The organism is Actinopolymorpha sp. B9G3, assembly GCF_040120725.1.
Classification (GTDB): Bacteria; Actinomycetota; Actinomycetes; order Propionibacteriales; family Actinopolymorphaceae; genus Thermasporomyces.
Genome location: NZ_JBEEAB010000017.1, coordinates 127,660 through 146,238, shown reverse-complemented (window position 1 = coordinate 146,238; position 18,579 = coordinate 127,660). Strand labels below are relative to the sequence as shown.

The following is an 18,579-nucleotide window of genomic DNA, read 5'->3' as shown; positions in this document are numbered from 1 at the left end:
AGCAGCCTGTCAGATGCGGCCTCGTCACGAGGGCGGTGGTCCGCGCGAGGGTAGCGATCGGTCATGGCGAGGATCAGCGGTTCCCGAGCCCGCGGGTTGTGTGTGGCATGGCGGTCGGATTTGGAAGACTGCGTGCCGTGAGTGCGCTGATCTCAGTCTCCGAGCTGTCCGAAACCCTGCGGTCGGACCGGCCGCCGGCCGTGCTCGACGTCCGGTGGGCGCTGACCGGACCACCAGGTCGGAGCCGGTACGACGTCGGCCACATTCCTGGCGCCCGGTTTGTCGACCTCGACAAGGACCTGTCCGCTCCGCCCGGCGGGTCCGGGCAACGGTATGGCGGGGGCCGGCATCCGCTGCCGGATGCGGAGGCCTTCTCCCAGGCCATGCGGCAGGCGGGGGTGTGGGCCGACCGAGCGGTCGTGGTCTATGGCGAGCAGGACGGCTTCGGTCCCGCCCGAGCATGGTGGTGCCTTCGGTACTTCGGCCACACCGCGGTCCAGTTTCTCGACGGCGGCTTCCCCGCATGGATGGCGGCCGGCCTGCAGGTCGAGTCGACGACGCCGGACGTCGCGCCAGGTGACTTCGAAGCGCAACCGGGTGGGATGGCCCTGCTCGACGCCGACGGTACCGCACGGATGGCACGCGAGGGCGTGCTGCTCGACGCCCGGGCGGGGGAGCGGTACCGCGGCGAGAGCGAGCTGGTCGACCCGGTTGCCGGCCACATTCCAGGAGCCCTGAACGCACCCACCGACGCCAACACCAGTGGCTCAGGCGGCTTTCGCGCCGCCGCGGAGCTGCGGAAGCGGTTCGCCGGCCTGGGTGTGAAGCCCGAGAGCCCGGTCGGCGTCTACTGCGGATCCGGCGTGAGCGCGGCCCACGAGGTGCTCGCGCTCGAACTGGCCGGAATCCCGGCCGCGCTGTATGTCGGCTCATGGTCGGACTGGGTGTCCGACCCGAGCCGTCCCGTGGCGACGGGCACGCATCCGGATCCGCCCGGTGCCCAACCAGGGGCACAGCAGAGCCCACCGACCGGCGGGTGGTTCGCGGAGCACGCGCGTGGTGGCGAGCGTCAGGGGTGAGCGCCGCACGGACCGAACTCCTGACCAGGCTCGCCGACCTCATCGAGGCAGTCCGCCGACCGCATCCGGTACGGGTGGCGATCGATGGCGTGGATGCGGCAGGCAAGACCACGCTGGCCAACGAGGTCGCCGACGTGCTCCGGGCGCGGCGTCGGCACGTGATCCGCGGGTCGATCGACGGGTTCCACCGACCTCGGGCGCTACGCCGGCAGCGGGGTGAGCTGTCGCCGTACGGCTACTACGCGGACTCCTTCGACACATCGGCCGTTCGTACGTTCCTGCTGGATCCGCTCGGACCGGACGGTGACCTGCGGTATCGCTCCGCGGTCTACGACTACCGCGCCGACCGCCCGGTCGAGACGCCGCCCGTCCTGGCGGTGCCGGACTCAGTCCTGGTCTTCGACGGCGTATTCCTGCTCCGCCCGGAGTTGCGAGCCGCGTGGGACCTCCGCCTCTTCGTCTCGGTCGGTTTCGCCGAGATCCTGCGCCGTGCGACCCGGCGTGACGCGGACCTGTTCGGCGACGTCGCGCAGGTGAAGCGCCGCTACCACGCGCGGTACCTCCCCGGCCAACGGCTCTACCTCGCCGCCGAGCGACCGGCGTACGAGGCGGACGGCGTCGTCTACAACGACGACCCCGCGAGGCCCTGCATGCGGATGCGGACCACCTCGCGCTGAGTCAACTCGAGACGACCGCCGGCCGCCCGCGCGTCCCAGGCGTCGAGTCCGTCGCGGGAACGGCCGCGAAGCAGTCGGCGCCACAGAGTGTCGAACAGCGGTGCGGCCTCGTCGGGCCCGAGGAGCCCTGCCTCGTGGCCGCACCAGCCGCGATCCCTCATTCCGTCGTACGCCACGATCTGCGCCGGCCGCGCATCGACGGGGACGATGTAGCGCGGAGCGTCCGAGGAACTGACAGGGCCGTCGTCATGGCTGCGGCCGCAGTCGCATCCGCGGCTGGCGACGGGGGCGGCGACGAAGAGAGCCGACTCCGGGTGGCGCTCCATGGTGACCCGGGTGCCGCGGCACCGGAACAGAACCAGACCGCCGTCCGGGATCAGGGCGCAGACCTGGATCGGCGTGGGATGGGTGGGTGCGACGATGGTGAACCCTCGCTCGGAAAGTGCGCGGGTCCAGTCGGCGAAATTCATCACGAACGTCCTTGAAGCTGCTGGTCGCGGGTGCATCGATCCCTTGGATGAGGACCAGGTCGCGAGGCCGGCGAATACCGGCACAAAAGCCGCGGAACCTGGGGTGGCTCAGCGACAACAACAGCGACAAGAGACGCGTGAACGCATGGCGGCCATTGTGCCAGCGGCATGCGCGTACCCCCTGGGCAGGGGTCCTCTACCCAGGGGAGGCGGGCCCGATCTAGTCCTTGGCCTCGCGGCCACCGCCGCCGAAGAGGATGTCGTCCCAGCTGGGAACCGAACCCCGACGGCCGCTCGAGCGGGCCCGCTTGCGCCGTGCCTCGGCGGTCGAGCGGGCCCGACGCGGTGTGGCCTGCTCGCTGCCGTTGGACCGCTCGGCGGCGGGCGGGGGAGCCGGCTCGGCCCGGGATGCGACGGCAGGTTCCTCAACGCGCTCGGTGCTGGGCGGATCATCAAGATCGGGCATCTCGTCCGGGGCGAGCTCCCCGGAGTCCGAGGTTGGCGGACCGGCGTCGGGCCGGTGCTCGCCGGACGTGCTCCGCCCCGGCTGTGGCTTGGGTCCAGACCCACGGGCGGCCAGGGTCTGCGACAGGTCGATCGTGTCCTCGGTCTCGGGAAGCTCAAGGGCCGGCTCGGCCGGGGTGACGCCCGGGTCCGGCGAAGGAACGGGTGCGAGCCGCAGCCGGTGACCGTCTCGGGTGGAACGACCCGCGGCGGAGCGGTGTCGTTCGTCGGCGTCGTCAGGGGAAGGCCCGAACCCTGGTGCCAGCTCTGGCGTCAGCCCCGGAACCGGCTGGGTGGCCTCGCCGACGAGAGCCCTGGCGATGTCATCCGCGGACGTGACCACCCGGCCGAGCGGGTCGTAGCGGAACGTCGCCTTGTGGTCGGTGCCGCCGAGGCCGAACGACACGGCCACCACCCAACGCCCCTCGCTGCTCCGCCAGGCGTCCCAGCTCGCGTGGTCACGGCCCACCTGCAGCTCGTCGAGACGCTTGCCGACCGCTTCGTCGAGAATCTGGCCGGGCCCGTCGCGTCCATTGCGGCGGAGTGCACAGCGGCGGGCCTGCTCGGCGATGTATTCACGCTCGGCGAGCACCGGGCCGGCGTAGCGCAGGATGCGTTCGATCGGCACGTCAGCCGCCGCCGCGATGTCCTCTGAGGACTCACCGGCCCGCAGGCGGGCCTGGATCTCCTTGGGACGAAGCCGGCTCTGCCGCTCCAGCGGCAATGCACCTTGCCGGGCCCGATCACTCACCACTGCTCCCCGTAGTCGATCGTCGACGCGTAGCGCGAACTCCTCGCCAGTGCGCTCGTGAGTCAGGACCAGATGGGTGCCGTCATCGCTGAGACGTACCAGCTTGACGTCGCGCATCGTCTCCGCCTCCCCACTTCTCGAGCCCGTCTAGTCTCTCCTGGCTCGGGAGGGCGACGCCAGGCAGCGCGCCGTGGACATCGGAGGTCCTTGGGCAGGCTTTGGATTAATCAGGCCGTGGATCGGGCAAGGCTAGCGTCTTCGGGCGAGGAAACCCGCGGGCCGGGCGCGCGGCCGGCGAGTGTGACGAGGGCGGTGGCGACGGCCGCGACGAGCGGGACGAAGAACCCCGCGCGTCCGCCGGCGGCGTCCACGACCAGTCCGGCGATCGCCGCGCCCGCCGCGACACCCGCTGCCACTCCGGTGTGCGTCCACGCCATGCCCTCGGTCAGTCGCGACGCGGGCACCGTGCGCTCGATCACCGCCATCACGGCGACCAGAGTCGGTGAGATGGCGAACCCGGCGAGGAACATGACGACCCCGAGGATGCCGAGGTGACCGATGAACGGCATCGGGATCAGGGTGACGGCGAGCACCGCCGCACTCACCCGGAGCCGGACATGGGGTGGGGTACGCAGCCGCAGTGTGCCGATGACGAGCGCGGCGAGCATGCTTCCCGTCGCCCAGACCCCGAGCAGCACGCCGGACAGGGCGCGCTGGCCGCCCTCCGACGCGACGGCCACGACGACCACCTCGGCACTGCCGAAGAGGACGCCGAGACCGGCGCTCGCGACGACGAGCGGTCCGAGGTTCGGCCAGCCCAGAGCAGGTTTCCTGCCCTGCCCCGCCCGGACCTGGTGCACCGGAGGTTCCGTGCGTCGCTGTACGGCGAGCAGCAGTGCCCCGGAGAGTCCGGCGAACACCGCCGCCGCAAGTCCGGCGACGGGGCTGATCGAGGTGGCGAGCAGGGTGATGAGGGGTGGGCCGATCATGAACACCAGTTCGTCGATCAACGCCTCGAGCGCGAACGCGGTGTGTAACCCGGGCCGGCCCTCCAGGACGTGCGTCCAGCGGGCCCGCACGAACGAACCGATCAGCGGGCTGGTGGCACCCGAGACGGCCGCGATGAGCTGCGGCACCGGCGAGCCGGTGCCGGCCTGGACGGCGACGATGACGCCACCCATCGACACCGCGTTGAGGAGAGCGAGCGGCGGGATGACGCGGCCCTGGCCGAAGCGGTCGACCAGCCGCGCCTGCACCGGAGCCGTGACCGCCTGCGCGACGATGAACGCTGCCGCGACGGAGCCGGCGAGGCCGTAGGAGCCGCTCACCGCCGACACCAGGAGCACGAGGCCGATGCCGGTCATCGACATCGGAAGTCGGGCGTACCACCCGATCGCCGAGAACGCGAGACTGCCGGGCAGGCTCAGGATCGTGCGGTAGGGCGTGAACATGTGACCAGCGGCTCGCAAATGCTCGACGGTGAACTGGACTCGAGTTCGTTCACCCTAACGACGGGCGCCGACAGACCGCCTGGGAATATCGATCCATGGCGGCCGAACCGTTCGATGCGCTCCTGCTGGTGTCCTTCGGGGGTCCGGAGAAGCCGGCCGACGTCTTGCCGTTCCTCGAGAACGTCACACGCGGTCGGGGCATACCGCGCGAACGCCTCGCCGAGGTCGGCGCACACTACGACCTCTTCGGGGGGCGGAGCCCGATCAACGACCAGTGCCGGGCGTTGCGTCAGGCGCTCGTCGACGAGTTCTCCGCGAGCGGGCTCGACCTCCCCGTCTTCTGGGGAAACCGGAACTGGGCCCCCTACCTCGTCGACGCCGTGCGCGAGCTCCGTGACGCTGGCGCCAGGCGGGTGGTGTGCCTGCTGACCAGCGCCTACGCGTCGTACTCCGGCTGCCGGCAGTATCGCGAGGACCTGGCGGCAGCCGTCGCGGAGGTCGGTGAGGGGGCGCCGGAGTTGACCCGACTTCCGCACTACTTCAACCGGCCGGGCTTCGTCGCGCCGTTCGTCGACGGTACGCAGGAGGCGTTGGCTCGGCTGCCCGTAGGCGCTCGCGTCGTGTTCGTGACCCACTCGATCCCCGAGGCGATGAACGACGCGAGCGGCCCGGACGGCGGTCGCTATGTCGCCGAGCACCGTGACGTGTCCGCGGTCGTCGCCGCCACGGTGGCGGAGCGCATCGGCACCCGCCTCGACTGGGACCTCGCCTACTGCAGCCGCTCGGGTCCGCCCGCCATGCCGTGGCTCGAGCCCGACATCAACGACCACCTCGCCACCCTCGCCGACAAGGGCGTGCCCGGCGTCGCCGTCGTACCCATCGGTTTCGTTTCCGACCATATGGAAGTGATGTACGACCTCGACACCGAGGCGAGGGCGACCGCAGAACGGCTGGGGCTGGCGTTCGCGCGCGTTCCCACGCCGGGCGTCGACCGGCGGTTCGTCGCGATGGTGCGCGAACTCGTGCTCGAGCGGATCGCGATGGCCCGCGGAGAGATCGCCGAACCGCCGGCCGCCGCGGTCGAAGGTCTGCTCGGGCCGGCGTGGGGTGACTGTCCGGCGGGCTGTTGCGCCAATCTCCGTGGACCGCGCCCCGCCGCCTGTGGCGCCGACTGACACGCTCCCTTCCCGCAGGAAGCCCGCAGGAAGTCGGCCGCGAGGGTTCCCCCACGAAGTCGACCGGGGAAAATCGAGATCTGGAAATGTGTCGCTACGATGACCTGGATATGGCCGGCGCATGACGGGGCAACAAACCGCGGAAATGCCCGGCTCCCTTCTTTGGGTGACCACGGACACTGCTGAGTAGACACGCGATGCAGACATTTCCCTCAGGGCACGGTGCTCTTCCCTGTGACGTGACGACATTCGTCGGTCGCCGCCAGGCGGTGGCGGACGTCAAGCGCCTCTTGTCAGCGGCGCGACTGGTGACGTTGACCGGGTTTGGAGGGGTCGGCAAGTCCCGGTTGGCCATGCAGGTCGGTCGTGAGCTCCGCCGAGCCTTCCCTGACGGTGCGTGTCTGATCGAGCTCGCGAAACTCAGAGATCCGCTGCTCGTCGGACAGGCGGTCGCGGCCGCACTGGATGTCCGCGACCGGTCGGTCCGCAATATCGAGTCGGTATTGTTGCGCTATCTCGCAGACAAGCGAATGTTGCTCATTCTGGACAACTGCGAGCATGTTCTCGACGGATGCGGCGAACTCGTGACCCGTCTTTTGTCGGCGGCACCAAAGGTACGGATACTGGCGACCAGTCGGGAATCACTCGGTGTTGCCGGAGAACACAGTTGGCGCGTGCCTCCTTTGGCATTTCCTACCGAGACCGCTGCGGGGACCATGGGCGTTTCTCGGCTCGCGGGGGAGGCGACCGGTCGGTTACCGGCCCGCCGGCACGAGGCGCTGATGCTCTTCGAGGATCGAGCCGCGGCCGTGTCGCCCGGCTTCTGCGTCAACGGCGACAACGAGGCGACCGTCGCCCGGCTCTGCCAGCGTCTGGACGGCGTACCTCTCGCCATCGAACTCGCGGCGGTCCGGATGCGGATGTTGTCGGCGGAGCAGATCCTCGCGCGGTTGGAGGATCGCTTCCGGCTGCTGACCGACGGCCAGCATGACGCGCAGGGCCGGCACAGGTCGTTGCGTGCGGCGGTGGAGTGGAGCTTCGACCTCTGCACCGAAACCGAGCGGTTGTTGTGGGCACGGTGCTCGGTGTTCGCCGGCGGGTTCGACCTTGACGCGGTGGAGAGCGTCTGCGCAGGCGAGGGCCTCTCCCAGGAGGATGTCTTCGCCGGCGTGACGGGACTCGTGGACAAGTCCATCCTCAGCTGCGACCACAACGGGCGGGCGGCGAGATACCGGATGCTGGAGACGATCCGGCACTACGGTCAGGAGCAGCTCGTCGCCGGCGGCGAGGAGGCCACCGTCCGGCGCGGGCATCGCGACTACTACCTGCGGATCGCCGAGCAGTCCGACGCCGACTCGTGCGGCCCACGCCAGGCCGAGTGGATGGCGCGGCTACGGAACGAGCGATCGAACATCTGGGCCGCGCTCGACTATTGCTTCACCGAACCAGGGGAGGCACGGACCGGGCTGCGGATGGCGTCGGCGCTGTGGTTCTACTGGGTCGCGTGTGGTGTCGTCCGCGATGGTCGGCTCTGGTTGGACCGCGCGCTCGCCCTCGACACCGCGCCGAGTGGTGAACGCGCCCGCGCGCTGTGGATGGCCGGTTGGATCGCCAGTCTGCAGGGTGACAACACGGCGAGCCGGCGCCTGCTCCGTGAGTGTCAGGGCCTCGCCAGGCAGCTCGGCGACGAGACCGACCTGACGTATGCGACCCAGTTCCTCGGTGAAGCGGAGACCTTCGTCAACGACCTCGAGCACGCGATGCCGTTGCTCGACGACGCGTTGTCTCGGCATCGGCAGGCGAACGCCTGGACGGCGCCGGGACTGCTGATCTTCGGACAACACGCCAGAACCGACTTCCTTCGCGGCGATGTCGACCGTGCTGTCGCCCGGCTCACCGACGGTCTGGAACTCTGCGTGTCTCTGAACGAACGCTGGACGCTCTCGTGCACGGAGTGGAACCTCAGCGTCACCTGGTGGTCAGCGGGGAACGTGCGGGAGGCCGCGAAGTACGCCGGCGACGCATTGCGGAAGAAGGCGGAGCTGGACGACCAGTTCGGCATCCCCTTCTGTCTCGAGGTCCTGGCATGGGTCGCCGCGTCCGACTCCCGCCCGCACCGAGCCGCGGTGCTCCTCGGTGCCGTACGCAGGATGTGGGACCTGATCGGCCGTCCGCTCTTCGGCTTCACCACCCTGCTCGAGTGGAGTGCGGAGGCCCGGCAGCGCAGCCAGGTCGCCCTGGGTGAGGACGCGTTCGCGGCGGCCGAGCGGATCGGTGCCACAGTCCCGCAACAGGAGCTGATCGCGTTCGCGCTGAGTGACGAGGCGGATCTCCAGGCGGTGGCGGGCAGCGCTACCGTCGCTGTGCCGTCGACCGGGCGGGGCACGACAGCCGTACGAATTCCGGCTTCCCGGAGGCCCGCGGCCCCGGCAGCCCTGACCAGACGCGAACGCGAGGTGGCCGCACTCGTCGCGGAGGGGATGACGAACAAGGAGATCGCCTCCCGGCTGGTCATCTCCCGCCGGACGGCGGAGGCACACATCGAGAACATCCTCACCAAGTTCGGGTTCAACTGCCGCGCACAGATCGCGGCATGGGCGGCCGTCAACGCCGAGCTGGCCTGAGGTGTCCTCGGTGGCGACCGGATGCGCCAGAGCGTCGAGCCGCCGGGAAGAAACTTCCGATCCAGGACATTAGGCTCTGGATCATGACTGCGGAGACGACGCCCGGACCAGGCGCGGAAGCCGGGCAGGATCCGGTGGCCGATCCGGCGACACCGTTCCACGACCTCGACCACTATGTCGCGCTGCGGCGGCTGACGGGCATGTGGCTGGCTCCCGACGGGGGCCAGCTGGTGGCGGCCGTCCAGCAGCTCGCCCCGGACAGGAAGAGCTACCTCAGCGCGCTGTGGCGGATCGACCCCTACGGGGATAGGCCTGCCCGGCGCCTGACGCGTGGCGCCAGTGGCGAGACCAGCCCGGCGTTCCTCCCCGACGGGTCACTGCTGTTCGTGTCCAAGCGACCACACGCCGAATCCGAAGGATCCAAGGAGTCCGACGACGAGAAGCCTGCCCTGTGGCTGCTCCCCGCCGCCGGCGGCGAGGCGCGTGCGGTGGCGACAAGGCCAGGCGGGATCGCCGGGGTAGCGGTCGCGCGCGCCGCCGGCACCCTGATCGTGTCTGCCTCCGCGCTGCCGGGAGCGAAGACGCCTGACGACGACGCCGAACGCCGGAAGGACCGCAAGGACCACGCGGTTGCGGCGATCCTGCACGAGGGTTACCCGATTCGGCACTGGGACCACGACCTCGGTCCCGACGAGGTGCGCCTGTTCGCCGCGGAGCGGCCGCTCGCGGGCGACGCGGAGGAGGACGAACCCGTCGACCTCCGTGACCTGACCCCTGAGCCGGGCCGTGCCCTCGACGAGGCCAGTTACGACGTCAGTCCCGACGGCAACACCCTGGTGACGACGTGGGGCGTTCGCCTCCCACGCGGTGACGTACGCGCCGAGCTCGTGGCGGTCGACACGGCGACGGGCGAGCGCCGGGTGCTCGGCGGCGACCAGGCCTACGAATACGGGGAGCCGCAGATCTCGCCCGACGGCCAGTGGGTGGCATGCGTACGCCACCTTCGCAGCACGACGGAAGCGCCGGCGGACAAGACCCTGTGGCTCGTGCCGCTCACCGGCGGACCGGGCCGCGACCTCACCCCGGAGCTGGACCTGTGGCCGACCGGGCCTCGGTGGTCGCCTGACGGGAGCGTGCTCTACTTCGTCGCCGACGAACTCGGCCGAGCGCCGGTGTTCGCGCTCGAGGTCGATACCGGTGACATCCGCCGGTTGGCCGCCGACGCGGCCTACACCAACCTGTCACCGGCGTCGGATGGCCGGTCGCTCTACGCCCTGCGTACGTCCATCGACACGCCGCTCGCGCCCGTCCGGCTGGCCGTGGACCGTGAGGACCAGACTCCGACATTCCTGCGCGGACCGGACGAGGCGCCGGCCGTTCCCGGTCACGTCAGCCAGGTGAGAACGGAGGCGGCCGACGGCACACCGCTGCGGGCCTGGCTGGTCCTGCCCTCCGGCGCGTCGAGCGACACACCCGCTCCGCTGCTGTTGTGGATCCACGGTGGCCCGCTCGGCTCGTGGAACACCTGGAGCTGGCGGTGGAACCCCTGGCTGATGGCCGCTCGCGGCTACGCCGTGCTGTTGCCCGACCCCGCACTCTCCACCGGCTACGGCCGCGAGTTCGTCAAGCGGGGTTGGGGACGTTGGGGTGCTGAGCCCTTCACCGACCTGATGAGCATCACCGACGCTGCCTGCGCCCGCGACGACATCGACGAGCAGACGACGGCCGCGATGGGCGGGTCGTTCGGCGGCTACATGGCCAACTGGGTCGCCGGGCACACCGACCGGTTCAAGGCGATCGTGACGCACGCGAGCCTGTGGGCCCTGGACCAGTTCGGGCCGACGACCGACGTCGCGGCGTACTGGTACCGCGAGCTCACACCGGAGCGCGCTCTCGCCAACTCGCCGCACATGTTCGCCGACCGGATCCGCACGCCGATGCTGGTCGTCCACGGCGACCGTGACTACCGCGTTCCGATCGGCGAGGCGTTGCGGCTGTGGTGGGAGCTGTCGTACCGCCACGAGGGGGAGCCGGACGACTTCCCGCACCGCTTCCTGTACTTCCCTGACGAGAACCACTGGGTGCTCAGCCCGCAGCACGCGAAGGTGTGGTACGACACGGTGCACGCGTTCCTCGCCTGGCACGTCCACGACGAGCCATGGGCCCGACCAGACCTGGTCTGAGCCGGTCGGCCAGAACCGGGCATTCGTGACATGGCTGCCAATTCAGGTCTTTCATTGCGCGAAACGGGTTGCATCCAACGGGGACTGCGCACATTTCAGCAACAAAATCGGGTTACATCTTGCTGGATGTGGTTCCGTTCAGCCGGGTCGAAGGTATAGCTTCCGGGCAGTCAAACTCCGTCTCGCGGACCTGCGAGGCGGAGTCCCTGTGACCTGATGTCCCAAGCCTGCATGGAGAGTTCCCGTTCGACTGCGCTGTGTAGTTATCGAAGGCTGTTGTTGTAGGAAAGCAGGCGGCGCTGCCGAGGCAGCAAGCGCCGTACGACCGGGAGGTGAAAGTGTCGGCGACCGACCAGACGGAGCACGCGGTCGAGCAGAGCAAGACTCCGCGACAGTCCGGACGAAGGTCCGCGGCGCGATATGTGGTCGGTCGGATAGTCAAGGCACTGTTCACGATCTACGTCGTCGCGACGGCGACGTTCTTCCTCGTGCGACTCCTTCCTGGCAACCCGGTTGACGTCTACATCAACCAGCAGATCGCGCAGTACGGCATGAGCTACCAGGACGCCGCCAACCAGGCCGCGGGACTGTTCTCGTTCGATCCCAACGAGCCGGTTCTCCTGCAGTACCTCGACTATCTCGCCGGCATCGTGAGGGGTGACTTCGGCGAGTCGCTGCTCTCACCCGGCTCGTCCGTGCTCGGCCAGATCGGTGCGTACCTTCCCTGGACACTCTTCAGCGTCGGAATCGCCCTTGTCGTCAGCTTCATCCTCGGCATCGGGATCGGCATGATGATGGCCTACCGGCGCGGCGGCATCTTCGACCATCTGATGACCTTCGCCGGCTCGGTGACCCACTCGGTCCCCAACTTCCTGCTCGCGATGATGATCGTCGTCTTCTTCGGCGTACAGCTGGAATGGCTGCCGATCGCCGACATGCGCGGTGCCTACTCACCCGGCGTGGTTCCGGAGTTCAGTGCGGCCTTCATCGCGGACGCGCTCTACCATGCGGCGTTACCGATGCTGGTCTATGTGCTGACCTCGCTCGGCGGTTGGATGCTGGTGATGAAGTCCTCCACCGTCGAGACGCTCGGCGAGGACTACGTCACCGTCGCACGAGCCCGTGGGCTCACCGACCGGCGGATCCAGTTCCAGTACGTCGGGCGCAACGCGATGCTGCCGCTCTTCACCAGCTTCGCGTTGTCGTTGGGATTCGTCGTCGGCGGCTCGATCCTGGTCGAGCAGGTGACGCAGTACCAAGGCATCGGCTTCCTGCTGTTCGAGGCGGTCAACCGGCGTGACTATCCCGTCCTTCAAGGGATTCTGCTGGTCGTCACCATCTCCGTCGTGATCGCCAACCTGGTCGCCGACCTTCTCTACAGCCGGATCGATCCGCGGATCCGGATCGCGAGCGGAGGGAACTGAAACGTGGCCCAGATTCTCGAGCCGAGCGCCACGGACTTCCACGCTCCGCCACCACCGGACGAGAAGGACGTCGGTGTCTTCAGGGCGTTCGTCCGTGCGCTGATGCGCAGTCGCACCGGCTTCATCGGGTTTCTCGTCTTCGCGGGCATGGTGCTCATCTGCCTGATCGGTCCGCTGTTCACCCCCGACGACCTGCCGACCGACGTCGCGAGGATCTACGCCGCACCGACGCTCGCGCATCCCCTGGGCTTCGACTCCGAGGGACGCGACGTGCTGATGCAGCTCATCAACGGTGGGCGAACGGTAATCTTCGTCGGCTTCATGGCGGCACTCGTCTCCACCGTCATCGCCGTCCTCTTCGGGGCACTCGCGGCGTACGTCGGTGGCCGGGTCGACTCCATCATCGTCACCGCCACCGACATCGTCCTGACCGTTCCGGGCATCATCCTGCTGGCGGTGCTCGCCGCGTTCTACCGGGTCGGAAGCTCCTGGGCACTGGCGGTGATCCTCGGCATCCTGGGGTGGCCGGGGCTCTTACGCGCCGTGCGTGCGCAGGTGTTCTCGTTGAAGGAACGCGAGTACATCGAGGCGGCCAAGCTGCTCGACCTCGGCACCGTCCGGATCGTCATCCGCGAGATCCTGCCCAACATGGCGAGCTTCATCCTGATGAACTTCGTCATCGGCATGACGAACGCCATCTACGCGCTGGCCGGCCTCTATCTGCTGGGCCTCGCCCCGATGGAGGGCGATAACTGGGGCATCATGATCAACTTCGCGTGGACGCGGGGGGCGATCTTCTTCGAGGGCAGCTTCTTCTACATCATGGGCCCGGTGCTCGCGATCTGCATCCTCCAGCTCGCGCTCGTGACGATGGCCCGCTCGTTCGAGGAGATCCTCAACCCGCGGCTGCGGCACAACTAGGAGGACGTACGCAAGTGGATCGCGAGCAGGAGAGTCCCACGGTGACCGGATCGGCGTCCGGCGTCGCCGCGACAGGTGAGCCGATCCTGTCCGTGCGGGATCTCTCGGTGGAGTACAAAACCGGCCAGGGTGTCGACGATCCCGCACAGCGTGCGGTCAACAGCGTGAGTTTCGACCTCTACCCGGGCGAGAGCATCGCGCTGATCGGCGAGAGTGGGTGCGGCAAGACCACGCTCGGGCTTGCGATTCTGCGTCTCCTGCCCAGACTCGGCTCGATACCGAGCGGATCGGTCACCTATCGACGCAGGGACGGGTCGGTCGTCGATCTCCTGAGCCTGAACCACGAGCAGCTGCGTCAGTTCCGGTGGAGCGAGTGCGCCATGGTCTTCCAGGGCGCGATGAACTCCTTCAACCCCGTCCTGCGGGTCTGGGACCAGATCTATGACACCATCCGGGCACATGACACGTCGATGTCCCGCCACGACGCCCATGACCGCGGTGTCGAGGTGCTGAAGGAGGTCGACCTCGAACCCGACCGGGTACTCAGGTCCTACCCCCACGAGCTGTCCGGCGGGATGCGCCAGCGGGTCCTGATCGCGATGAGCATGCTGTTGCGCCCGCAGATGCTGATCCTCGACGAGCCGACGACCGCACTCGACATCCTGACCCAGCGGGCGATCGTCGACCTCATCCACGACCTGCATGACAAGCTCGACTTCGCGATGATCTTCGTGTCGCACGACCTCGCCGTGGCGGCCGAGCTCGCGACGCGGGTCGCGACGATGTACGACGGCGAGATCGTCGAGATGGGCGATGTCAGGGACATCTTCTATCGCCCGCAACACCCTTACACCACGAGCCTCATCAACGCCGTGCCCACGGTTGCCGACGGTTCGACCGTCGTCGAGTCACCCGTCGGTGCCACCGGCCAGGAGTCGCCCGCGAACGGAGGTCCGGCCGATGAGTGAGCTACTGGAACTCGACTCTCTCACCCACGTGTTCAAGACCCGTCGCGGCGAGGTCCGTGCCGTGGATGATGTGTCCCTCAAGCTCGCCGAGGGCGAGGTGCTCTGTCTCGTCGGCCAGAGCGGCTCGGGCAAGAGCACCGCGGCCAAGATCGCGTCCGGTCTGCTCAAGCCCACCGAGGGTGCCGTGCGGTTCGACAAGGGAGACATCTACGCCAAGGGCCACGGGCACAAGCAGCGGTTCAAGAGCTTCCGACGAGCCGTTCAGTACGTCCATCAGGATCCGTACGCCTCGCTCAACCCGATCCAGGACGTCATGGCCACCCTGTCCGCGCCGCTGTTCCGGCACCGCCTGGTGCGCAGCAGGTCGGAGGCCCGCAGCCGGGTGTCGGACCTCCTGACCCAGGTGGGTCTCACACCTCCGGAGACGTTCCTGACGAAGTTCCCGCACCAGATGTCAGGCGGCCAGCGGCAGCGGGTGGCGGTGGCAAGGGCGCTCACGCTCGACCCGCGGCTGATCATCGCCGACGAGGCCACCTCGATGCTGGACGTGTCGATCCGGATCGGCCTGCTCGGCATGCTGACCAAGCTGCGCAAGGAACTCGGGGTCGGCTTCCTCTACATCACCCATGACCTCGCGATGGCGAAGTACTTCGGACGTGAGGGCAACATCGCCGTCATGCACGTGGGCCGGATCGTGGAGTTCGGCCCGACCCTCGACGTCATCGCGGACCCGCAGGATCCCTACACCCAAGCACTTCTGGAGGCTATCCCAGAACCGGACCCCGACCTGGCGCGGCGCAAGCGCGCCGCCCGCCTCGCGGCCAGCCGAGCCGGCCAGGACAAAGGAGTTCCGGCGGCATGATCGGTCCCGGAGCCGGAATGGCGGCATTTCGATGGGCGGCTTTCCTTGCCGTGTGCGCAGGGTTCCTGCTGCTCGTCGTCCAACCCGGGACAGCCGAGTTCGTGATCACCGTGTTCATGCTGTGTCTCAGCGTGTTCTTCGCTGGGGCGGTCGCTGTTCTCGTACGAATGAAGAATCGCTGAGGAATCACCTCCTTATGCGGCACAACCCTTTGATGGGGAGGAACCCAATGAATGCAACACCTGGCCCGGTCGAGCGGGAGTTGTCCCGTCGACACGTGCTCGAGATCTTCGGTTTCGGTGCCGCGGGGGCGGCCCTCCTCGCCGCGTGTGGCGGCGGCGGGGGCGGGACAGGCACCGGCGGCGGCGGTGGCGGTGGAGGCGGCAGTGCCGAGTTCGCCGGTGCGTGGCCGTACCAAGTGCCGCCGAAGGGTCACTTCAACCTGATGAGCGGTGTCACCGACGGCATCATCGCCGGTGGTGCCTATCAGGACCTGGTGGTCCTGCCCGGTGGGATGTACTACTGGGCGGACAAGAAGTGGGAGCTGCTGCTCGCCGAGAACTTCGCCATCGACGACGCTGCCAAGACCTTCACCTACACCGTGCGGTCCGGGCTCACCTGGAGTGACGGCAAGCCCATCACCAGCAAGGACGTCGTTACGACCTTCTGGTGTCTGCGGGTCATGCGTAACGTCGTCTGGAACTACGTCTCCAAGGTCGAGGCGACCGATGACCAGACGGTCGTCTTCACGATGAACAACCCGTCGACGGTGCTCGAACGTTACGTCCTTCGGCAGGCGATCTTCGCTGACGCGGTCTACGGCGAGTTCGCCACCCGTGCCCAGGAGCTGTTCGACGGCGGCAAGGACCTCGACAGTCCCGAGGGCGGCACGCTCAACAAGGACCTGCAGGCGTTCCGGCCGGAGGCGGGCAAGTTCCTCGCCAGCGGCCCGTTCACCTTCGACACCAACAGCATCACCAACGCCCAGCTGACGCTCGTCAAGAATGACAAGGGTTACCTGGCCGACACGGTGAAGTTCGACGTTGTCACCCTCTTCAACGGCGAGACCCCGACGATCACCCCGCTAGTGCTGAGCAAGAAGGTCGACTACGCGACCCACGGGTTCCCGGTGGCAACGGAGAAGGAGTTCATCAACAAGGACATCCGGGTGCTCCGGCCACCGGTCTACTCCGGTCCCGCGCTCTTCATCAACCTCGACAAGCTCAAGGAATTCAAGGACGTCAAGGTCCGGCAGGCGCTCGCGCACGCCATCAACCGCGACCAGAACGGCACGGTCTCGCTCGCCGAGTCCGGCAAGGGCGTCAAGTACATGGCGGGGTTCTCCGACATCCAGGTGCCGGACTGGCTGAGCCAGGAGGAGCAGGACCAGCTCAACCCGTACGAGTTCGACCAGGACAAGGCGGCTTCCCTGCTCACCGAGGCAGGCTGGAAGAAGCAGAGCAACAACTGGCTGAAGCCCGACGGCAAGCCGGCAAGCTACGAGCTGACCTTCCCGGCCGAGTTCGCGGACTGGTCTGCCGCGGGTGCGGAGCTCGCCAAGCAGCTCTCGTCGTTCGGCATCCAGGTGAAGGGTCGTGGCGTCACGCACACCCAGCAGCCGATCGATGTCGACAAGGGCGCGTTCGAGTTCGCGATCCAGGGGTGGGGCGCGGGCAACCCGCATCCGCACTTCGCGTTCGTCGCGGACTTCTTCACCCACAACATCCCGATTGCGGCCAACCAGGGCGGGAAGGGCAGCGCGTTCGAGCTGAACCAGACCACCGAGGCGTTCGGCAAGGTCGACCTGGAAAAGACCGTCACCGAGGCGGGCCAGGGTCTCGACGAAGCGGCGCAGAAGAAGAACGTCGCCACCGCGGCGATCGCGTTCAACGAGCTGTTGCCGATCATCCCGATCTTCGAGCGGTACGGAAACAACGCCGCGCTGGAAGGGGATCGGGTGAAGGCCTGGCCGCCGGACGATGACCCGATCCTGCTCAACTCGCCGTACGCCGACAACTTCACGGTCCTGCTCATGCTGACCGGGAAGCTCGAACCCGCCGGCTGAGCGAGAGTTCGGCCGACCCCACGCGGTCAGTGGAGCGGCGGAGCAACACGGACGGACCCCCGGCAGGCATGCCCTGTCGGGGGTCCGTCCGTGTCCAGGTCACCTGACCGCTCGGGTCATTCCTTGTGGTCTGCGCTTCGCGCGCCAGGCGCATGCCTTGGATGAGGGTGCCCCTCACACAATGTGCCGTGCGACTCATCCGGCGGACAAGGCCTCCTCGGCCGTTTCCGGCCGCCGCCTCGCGCCGAGCCAGGCGTCCTTGAGCGAGATCTTCGCGCCCATCCGCAGGATCGCCCCCTCGTAGATCCGGGCGCCGGCGACGACGAGAAGAGCGATGGCCGCCAGCATCAGGCCCAACGCGAGTCCCGTCTCCCACCAGGGCGCCGAGCCGCGGGACATGCGTACCGGCGCGCACAGCGCGGAGAAAGGTGGGATCACGCCGAGCAGTCGCGACGCCAACCCGTCAGGGTTGAAGTTGACGTAGAACGTGGCGAAGAACGACACCATGATCAGCATGTTCGCCGGCCCGATGACGTTCTGCAGCTCCTCCTGACGGGACACTCGCGCGGCGCTGGCCGCGAACACCGCACTGTAGAAGGCGTAGCCGAGAACGAACCACAGCAGGACGAACCCGACCGGGACCAACAGGTCAGGCGTCACCTCCAGCATCCCCGTGGCGTTGCCGAGCAACAGGCCGAAGGCCGCGATCAGGGTCAGCTGGAGGAACCCGAGCAGCCCGATGCCGAGGATCTTCCCGGCCAGCAGGGCCTTGGTGTTGATCGCCGAGAGGATCAGCTCGACCACCCGGCTCGCCTTCTCCTCCACGATTCCGAACGCCACCCACATGCAGTAGCCGATGATCTGGCCGTAGAGGACGATGCTGCCGATGAAGGCCACCTGACCCCGCTGCTCGGCCTTCGGGTCCGGCGGGTCGAGCGCGTCGACGGCGAGCGGAGGCACGGACTGGACGGCCCGCGCTTCGTCCAGGTCGAGCCCCTTGGCGCGAAGCTGCGCCGTGGCGGTCACGTCGCGATGGGCCGCCTGCAGCGCGGCCGCGAGCGTGTCGTCCAGGTCCTCCTTGACGAGGATCTTGTCCTTCATGATGTAGGCGTCGAGGTCGCCGTCCTCGACGGCCGCCTTGGCCCGCGCCTCGGAGGAGTAGTGGTGCTGCTCGATGGTGATGCCGAGCAGCTGCTCCTGGGCGTTCACCGCCGCCGACAGCTTGTAGATGCCGTCGGCGATCGCCACCTTGTGCGTACCGTCATTGCCGAACAGTTTCGGCATGAACAGCACGGCTCCCAGGATCACCAGTGTGATCACGGTCGAGAACCAGAACGACCGGTCACGCAGCCGTTCGGACAGCTCACGCCGGGCAACAGTCCGCGTCGCCTCCCGGAAGGTCAGAGCCGCACTCATGCTGGTCTC

15 protein-coding genes are annotated in these 18,579 nt (G+C 68.1%); 11 read left to right on the top strand and 4 right to left on the bottom strand.

Features of this window, described 5'->3' with window-relative positions; all coding sequences use genetic code 11:
* Window positions 1-137: 137 nt before the first annotated feature.
* On the top strand, window positions 138-1,079 hold the full coding sequence (locus tag ABNF93_RS25735) for a sulfurtransferase (RefSeq protein WP_349330753.1): 942 nt from the start codon (window positions 138-140) through the stop codon (window positions 1,077-1,079).
* Window positions 1,076-1,756 carry a nucleoside/nucleotide kinase family protein gene (locus tag ABNF93_RS25730; RefSeq protein ID WP_349330752.1) on the top strand — a complete coding sequence of 227 codons (681 nt, stop codon included), beginning with the start codon at window positions 1,076-1,078 and terminating at the stop codon, window positions 1,754-1,756. Before ABNF93_RS25735 ends, ABNF93_RS25730 begins: the two co-directional genes overlap by 4 nt.
* Here ABNF93_RS25730 and ABNF93_RS25725 read toward each other — a convergent pair.
* The 3 genes from ABNF93_RS25725 to ABNF93_RS25715 all read right to left on the bottom strand — a co-directional run bounded on the left by ABNF93_RS25725 (window position 1,702) and on the right by ABNF93_RS25715 (window position 4,932).
* Window positions 1,702-2,226: a hypothetical protein gene (locus ABNF93_RS25725; RefSeq protein ID WP_349330751.1), complete on the bottom strand. Its 525-nt coding sequence runs from the start codon at window positions 2,224-2,226 to the stop codon at window positions 1,702-1,704. The two genes, ABNF93_RS25730 and ABNF93_RS25725, sit on opposite strands and share 55 nt — an antisense overlap.
* Before the next feature lie 220 nt (window positions 2,227-2,446).
* Window positions 2,447-3,598, bottom strand: coding sequence for a septation protein SepH (gene sepH / locus ABNF93_RS25720; RefSeq protein ID WP_349330750.1), 1,152 nt, complete (start codon window positions 3,596-3,598; stop codon window positions 2,447-2,449).
* 110 nt (window positions 3,599-3,708) lie between these two features.
* The gene (locus ABNF93_RS25715) at window positions 3,709-4,932 is read right to left on the bottom strand and encodes an MFS transporter (RefSeq protein ID WP_349330749.1); all 1,224 of its coding nucleotides are present in this window, start codon (window positions 4,930-4,932) and stop codon (window positions 3,709-3,711) included.
* Between the two features lie 95 nt (window positions 4,933-5,027).
* Here ABNF93_RS25715 and ABNF93_RS25710 point away from each other — a divergent pair, with 95 nt between their 5' ends.
* The 9 genes from ABNF93_RS25710 (at window position 5,028) to ABNF93_RS25670 (ending at window position 17,154) form a co-directional block, all read left to right on the top strand.
* A complete protein-coding gene (locus ABNF93_RS25710; RefSeq protein WP_349330748.1) occupies window positions 5,028-6,107 on the top strand; it encodes a ferrochelatase in 1,080 nt (359 codons plus the stop codon).
* A gap of 239 nt (window positions 6,108-6,346) precedes the next feature.
* Window positions 6,347-8,731 (top strand): LuxR C-terminal-related transcriptional regulator, encoded by a 2,385-nt coding sequence (locus ABNF93_RS25705; protein ID WP_349330747.1) that lies wholly within the window; start codon window positions 6,347-6,349, stop codon window positions 8,729-8,731.
* An 83-nt stretch (window positions 8,732-8,814) separates the two neighbouring features.
* Complete coding sequence (locus ABNF93_RS25700; RefSeq protein ID WP_349330746.1) at window positions 8,815-10,914, top strand: S9 family peptidase; 2,100 nt, start codon at window positions 8,815-8,817, stop codon at window positions 10,912-10,914.
* A gap of 338 nt (window positions 10,915-11,252) precedes the next feature.
* Window positions 11,253-12,338: an ABC transporter permease gene (locus tag ABNF93_RS25695; protein ID WP_349330745.1), complete on the top strand. Its 1,086-nt coding sequence runs from the start codon at window positions 11,253-11,255 to the stop codon at window positions 12,336-12,338.
* 3 nt (window positions 12,339-12,341) lie between these two features.
* Window positions 12,342-13,259 (top strand): ABC transporter permease, encoded by a 918-nt coding sequence (locus ABNF93_RS25690; protein WP_349330744.1) that lies wholly within the window; start codon window positions 12,342-12,344, stop codon window positions 13,257-13,259.
* Window positions 13,260-13,273: 14 nt separating this feature from the next.
* Window positions 13,274-14,227, top strand: coding sequence for an ABC transporter ATP-binding protein (locus tag ABNF93_RS25685; protein WP_349330743.1), 954 nt, complete (start codon window positions 13,274-13,276; stop codon window positions 14,225-14,227).
* Window positions 14,220-15,089: an ABC transporter ATP-binding protein gene (locus tag ABNF93_RS25680; protein ID WP_349330742.1), complete on the top strand. Its 870-nt coding sequence runs from the start codon at window positions 14,220-14,222 to the stop codon at window positions 15,087-15,089. The genes ABNF93_RS25685 and ABNF93_RS25680 overlap by 8 nt, the downstream gene beginning before the upstream one ends.
* Complete coding sequence (locus ABNF93_RS25675) at window positions 15,086-15,271, top strand: hypothetical protein (protein ID WP_349330741.1); 186 nt, start codon at window positions 15,086-15,088, stop codon at window positions 15,269-15,271. Before ABNF93_RS25680 ends, ABNF93_RS25675 begins: the two co-directional genes overlap by 4 nt.
* A 47-nt stretch (window positions 15,272-15,318) precedes the next feature.
* A complete protein-coding gene (locus ABNF93_RS25670; protein WP_349330740.1) occupies window positions 15,319-17,154 on the top strand; it encodes an ABC transporter substrate-binding protein in 1,836 nt (611 codons plus the stop codon).
* 195 nt (window positions 17,155-17,349) lie between these two features.
* Here the strand turns inward: ABNF93_RS25670 and ABNF93_RS25665 are convergent, their stop codons facing one another.
* Window positions 17,350-18,570, bottom strand: a complete 1,221-nt coding sequence (locus ABNF93_RS25665) for an ABC transporter permease (RefSeq protein WP_349330739.1) — start codon at window positions 18,568-18,570, stop codon at window positions 17,350-17,352.
* Window positions 18,571-18,579: the final 9 nt, after the last annotated feature.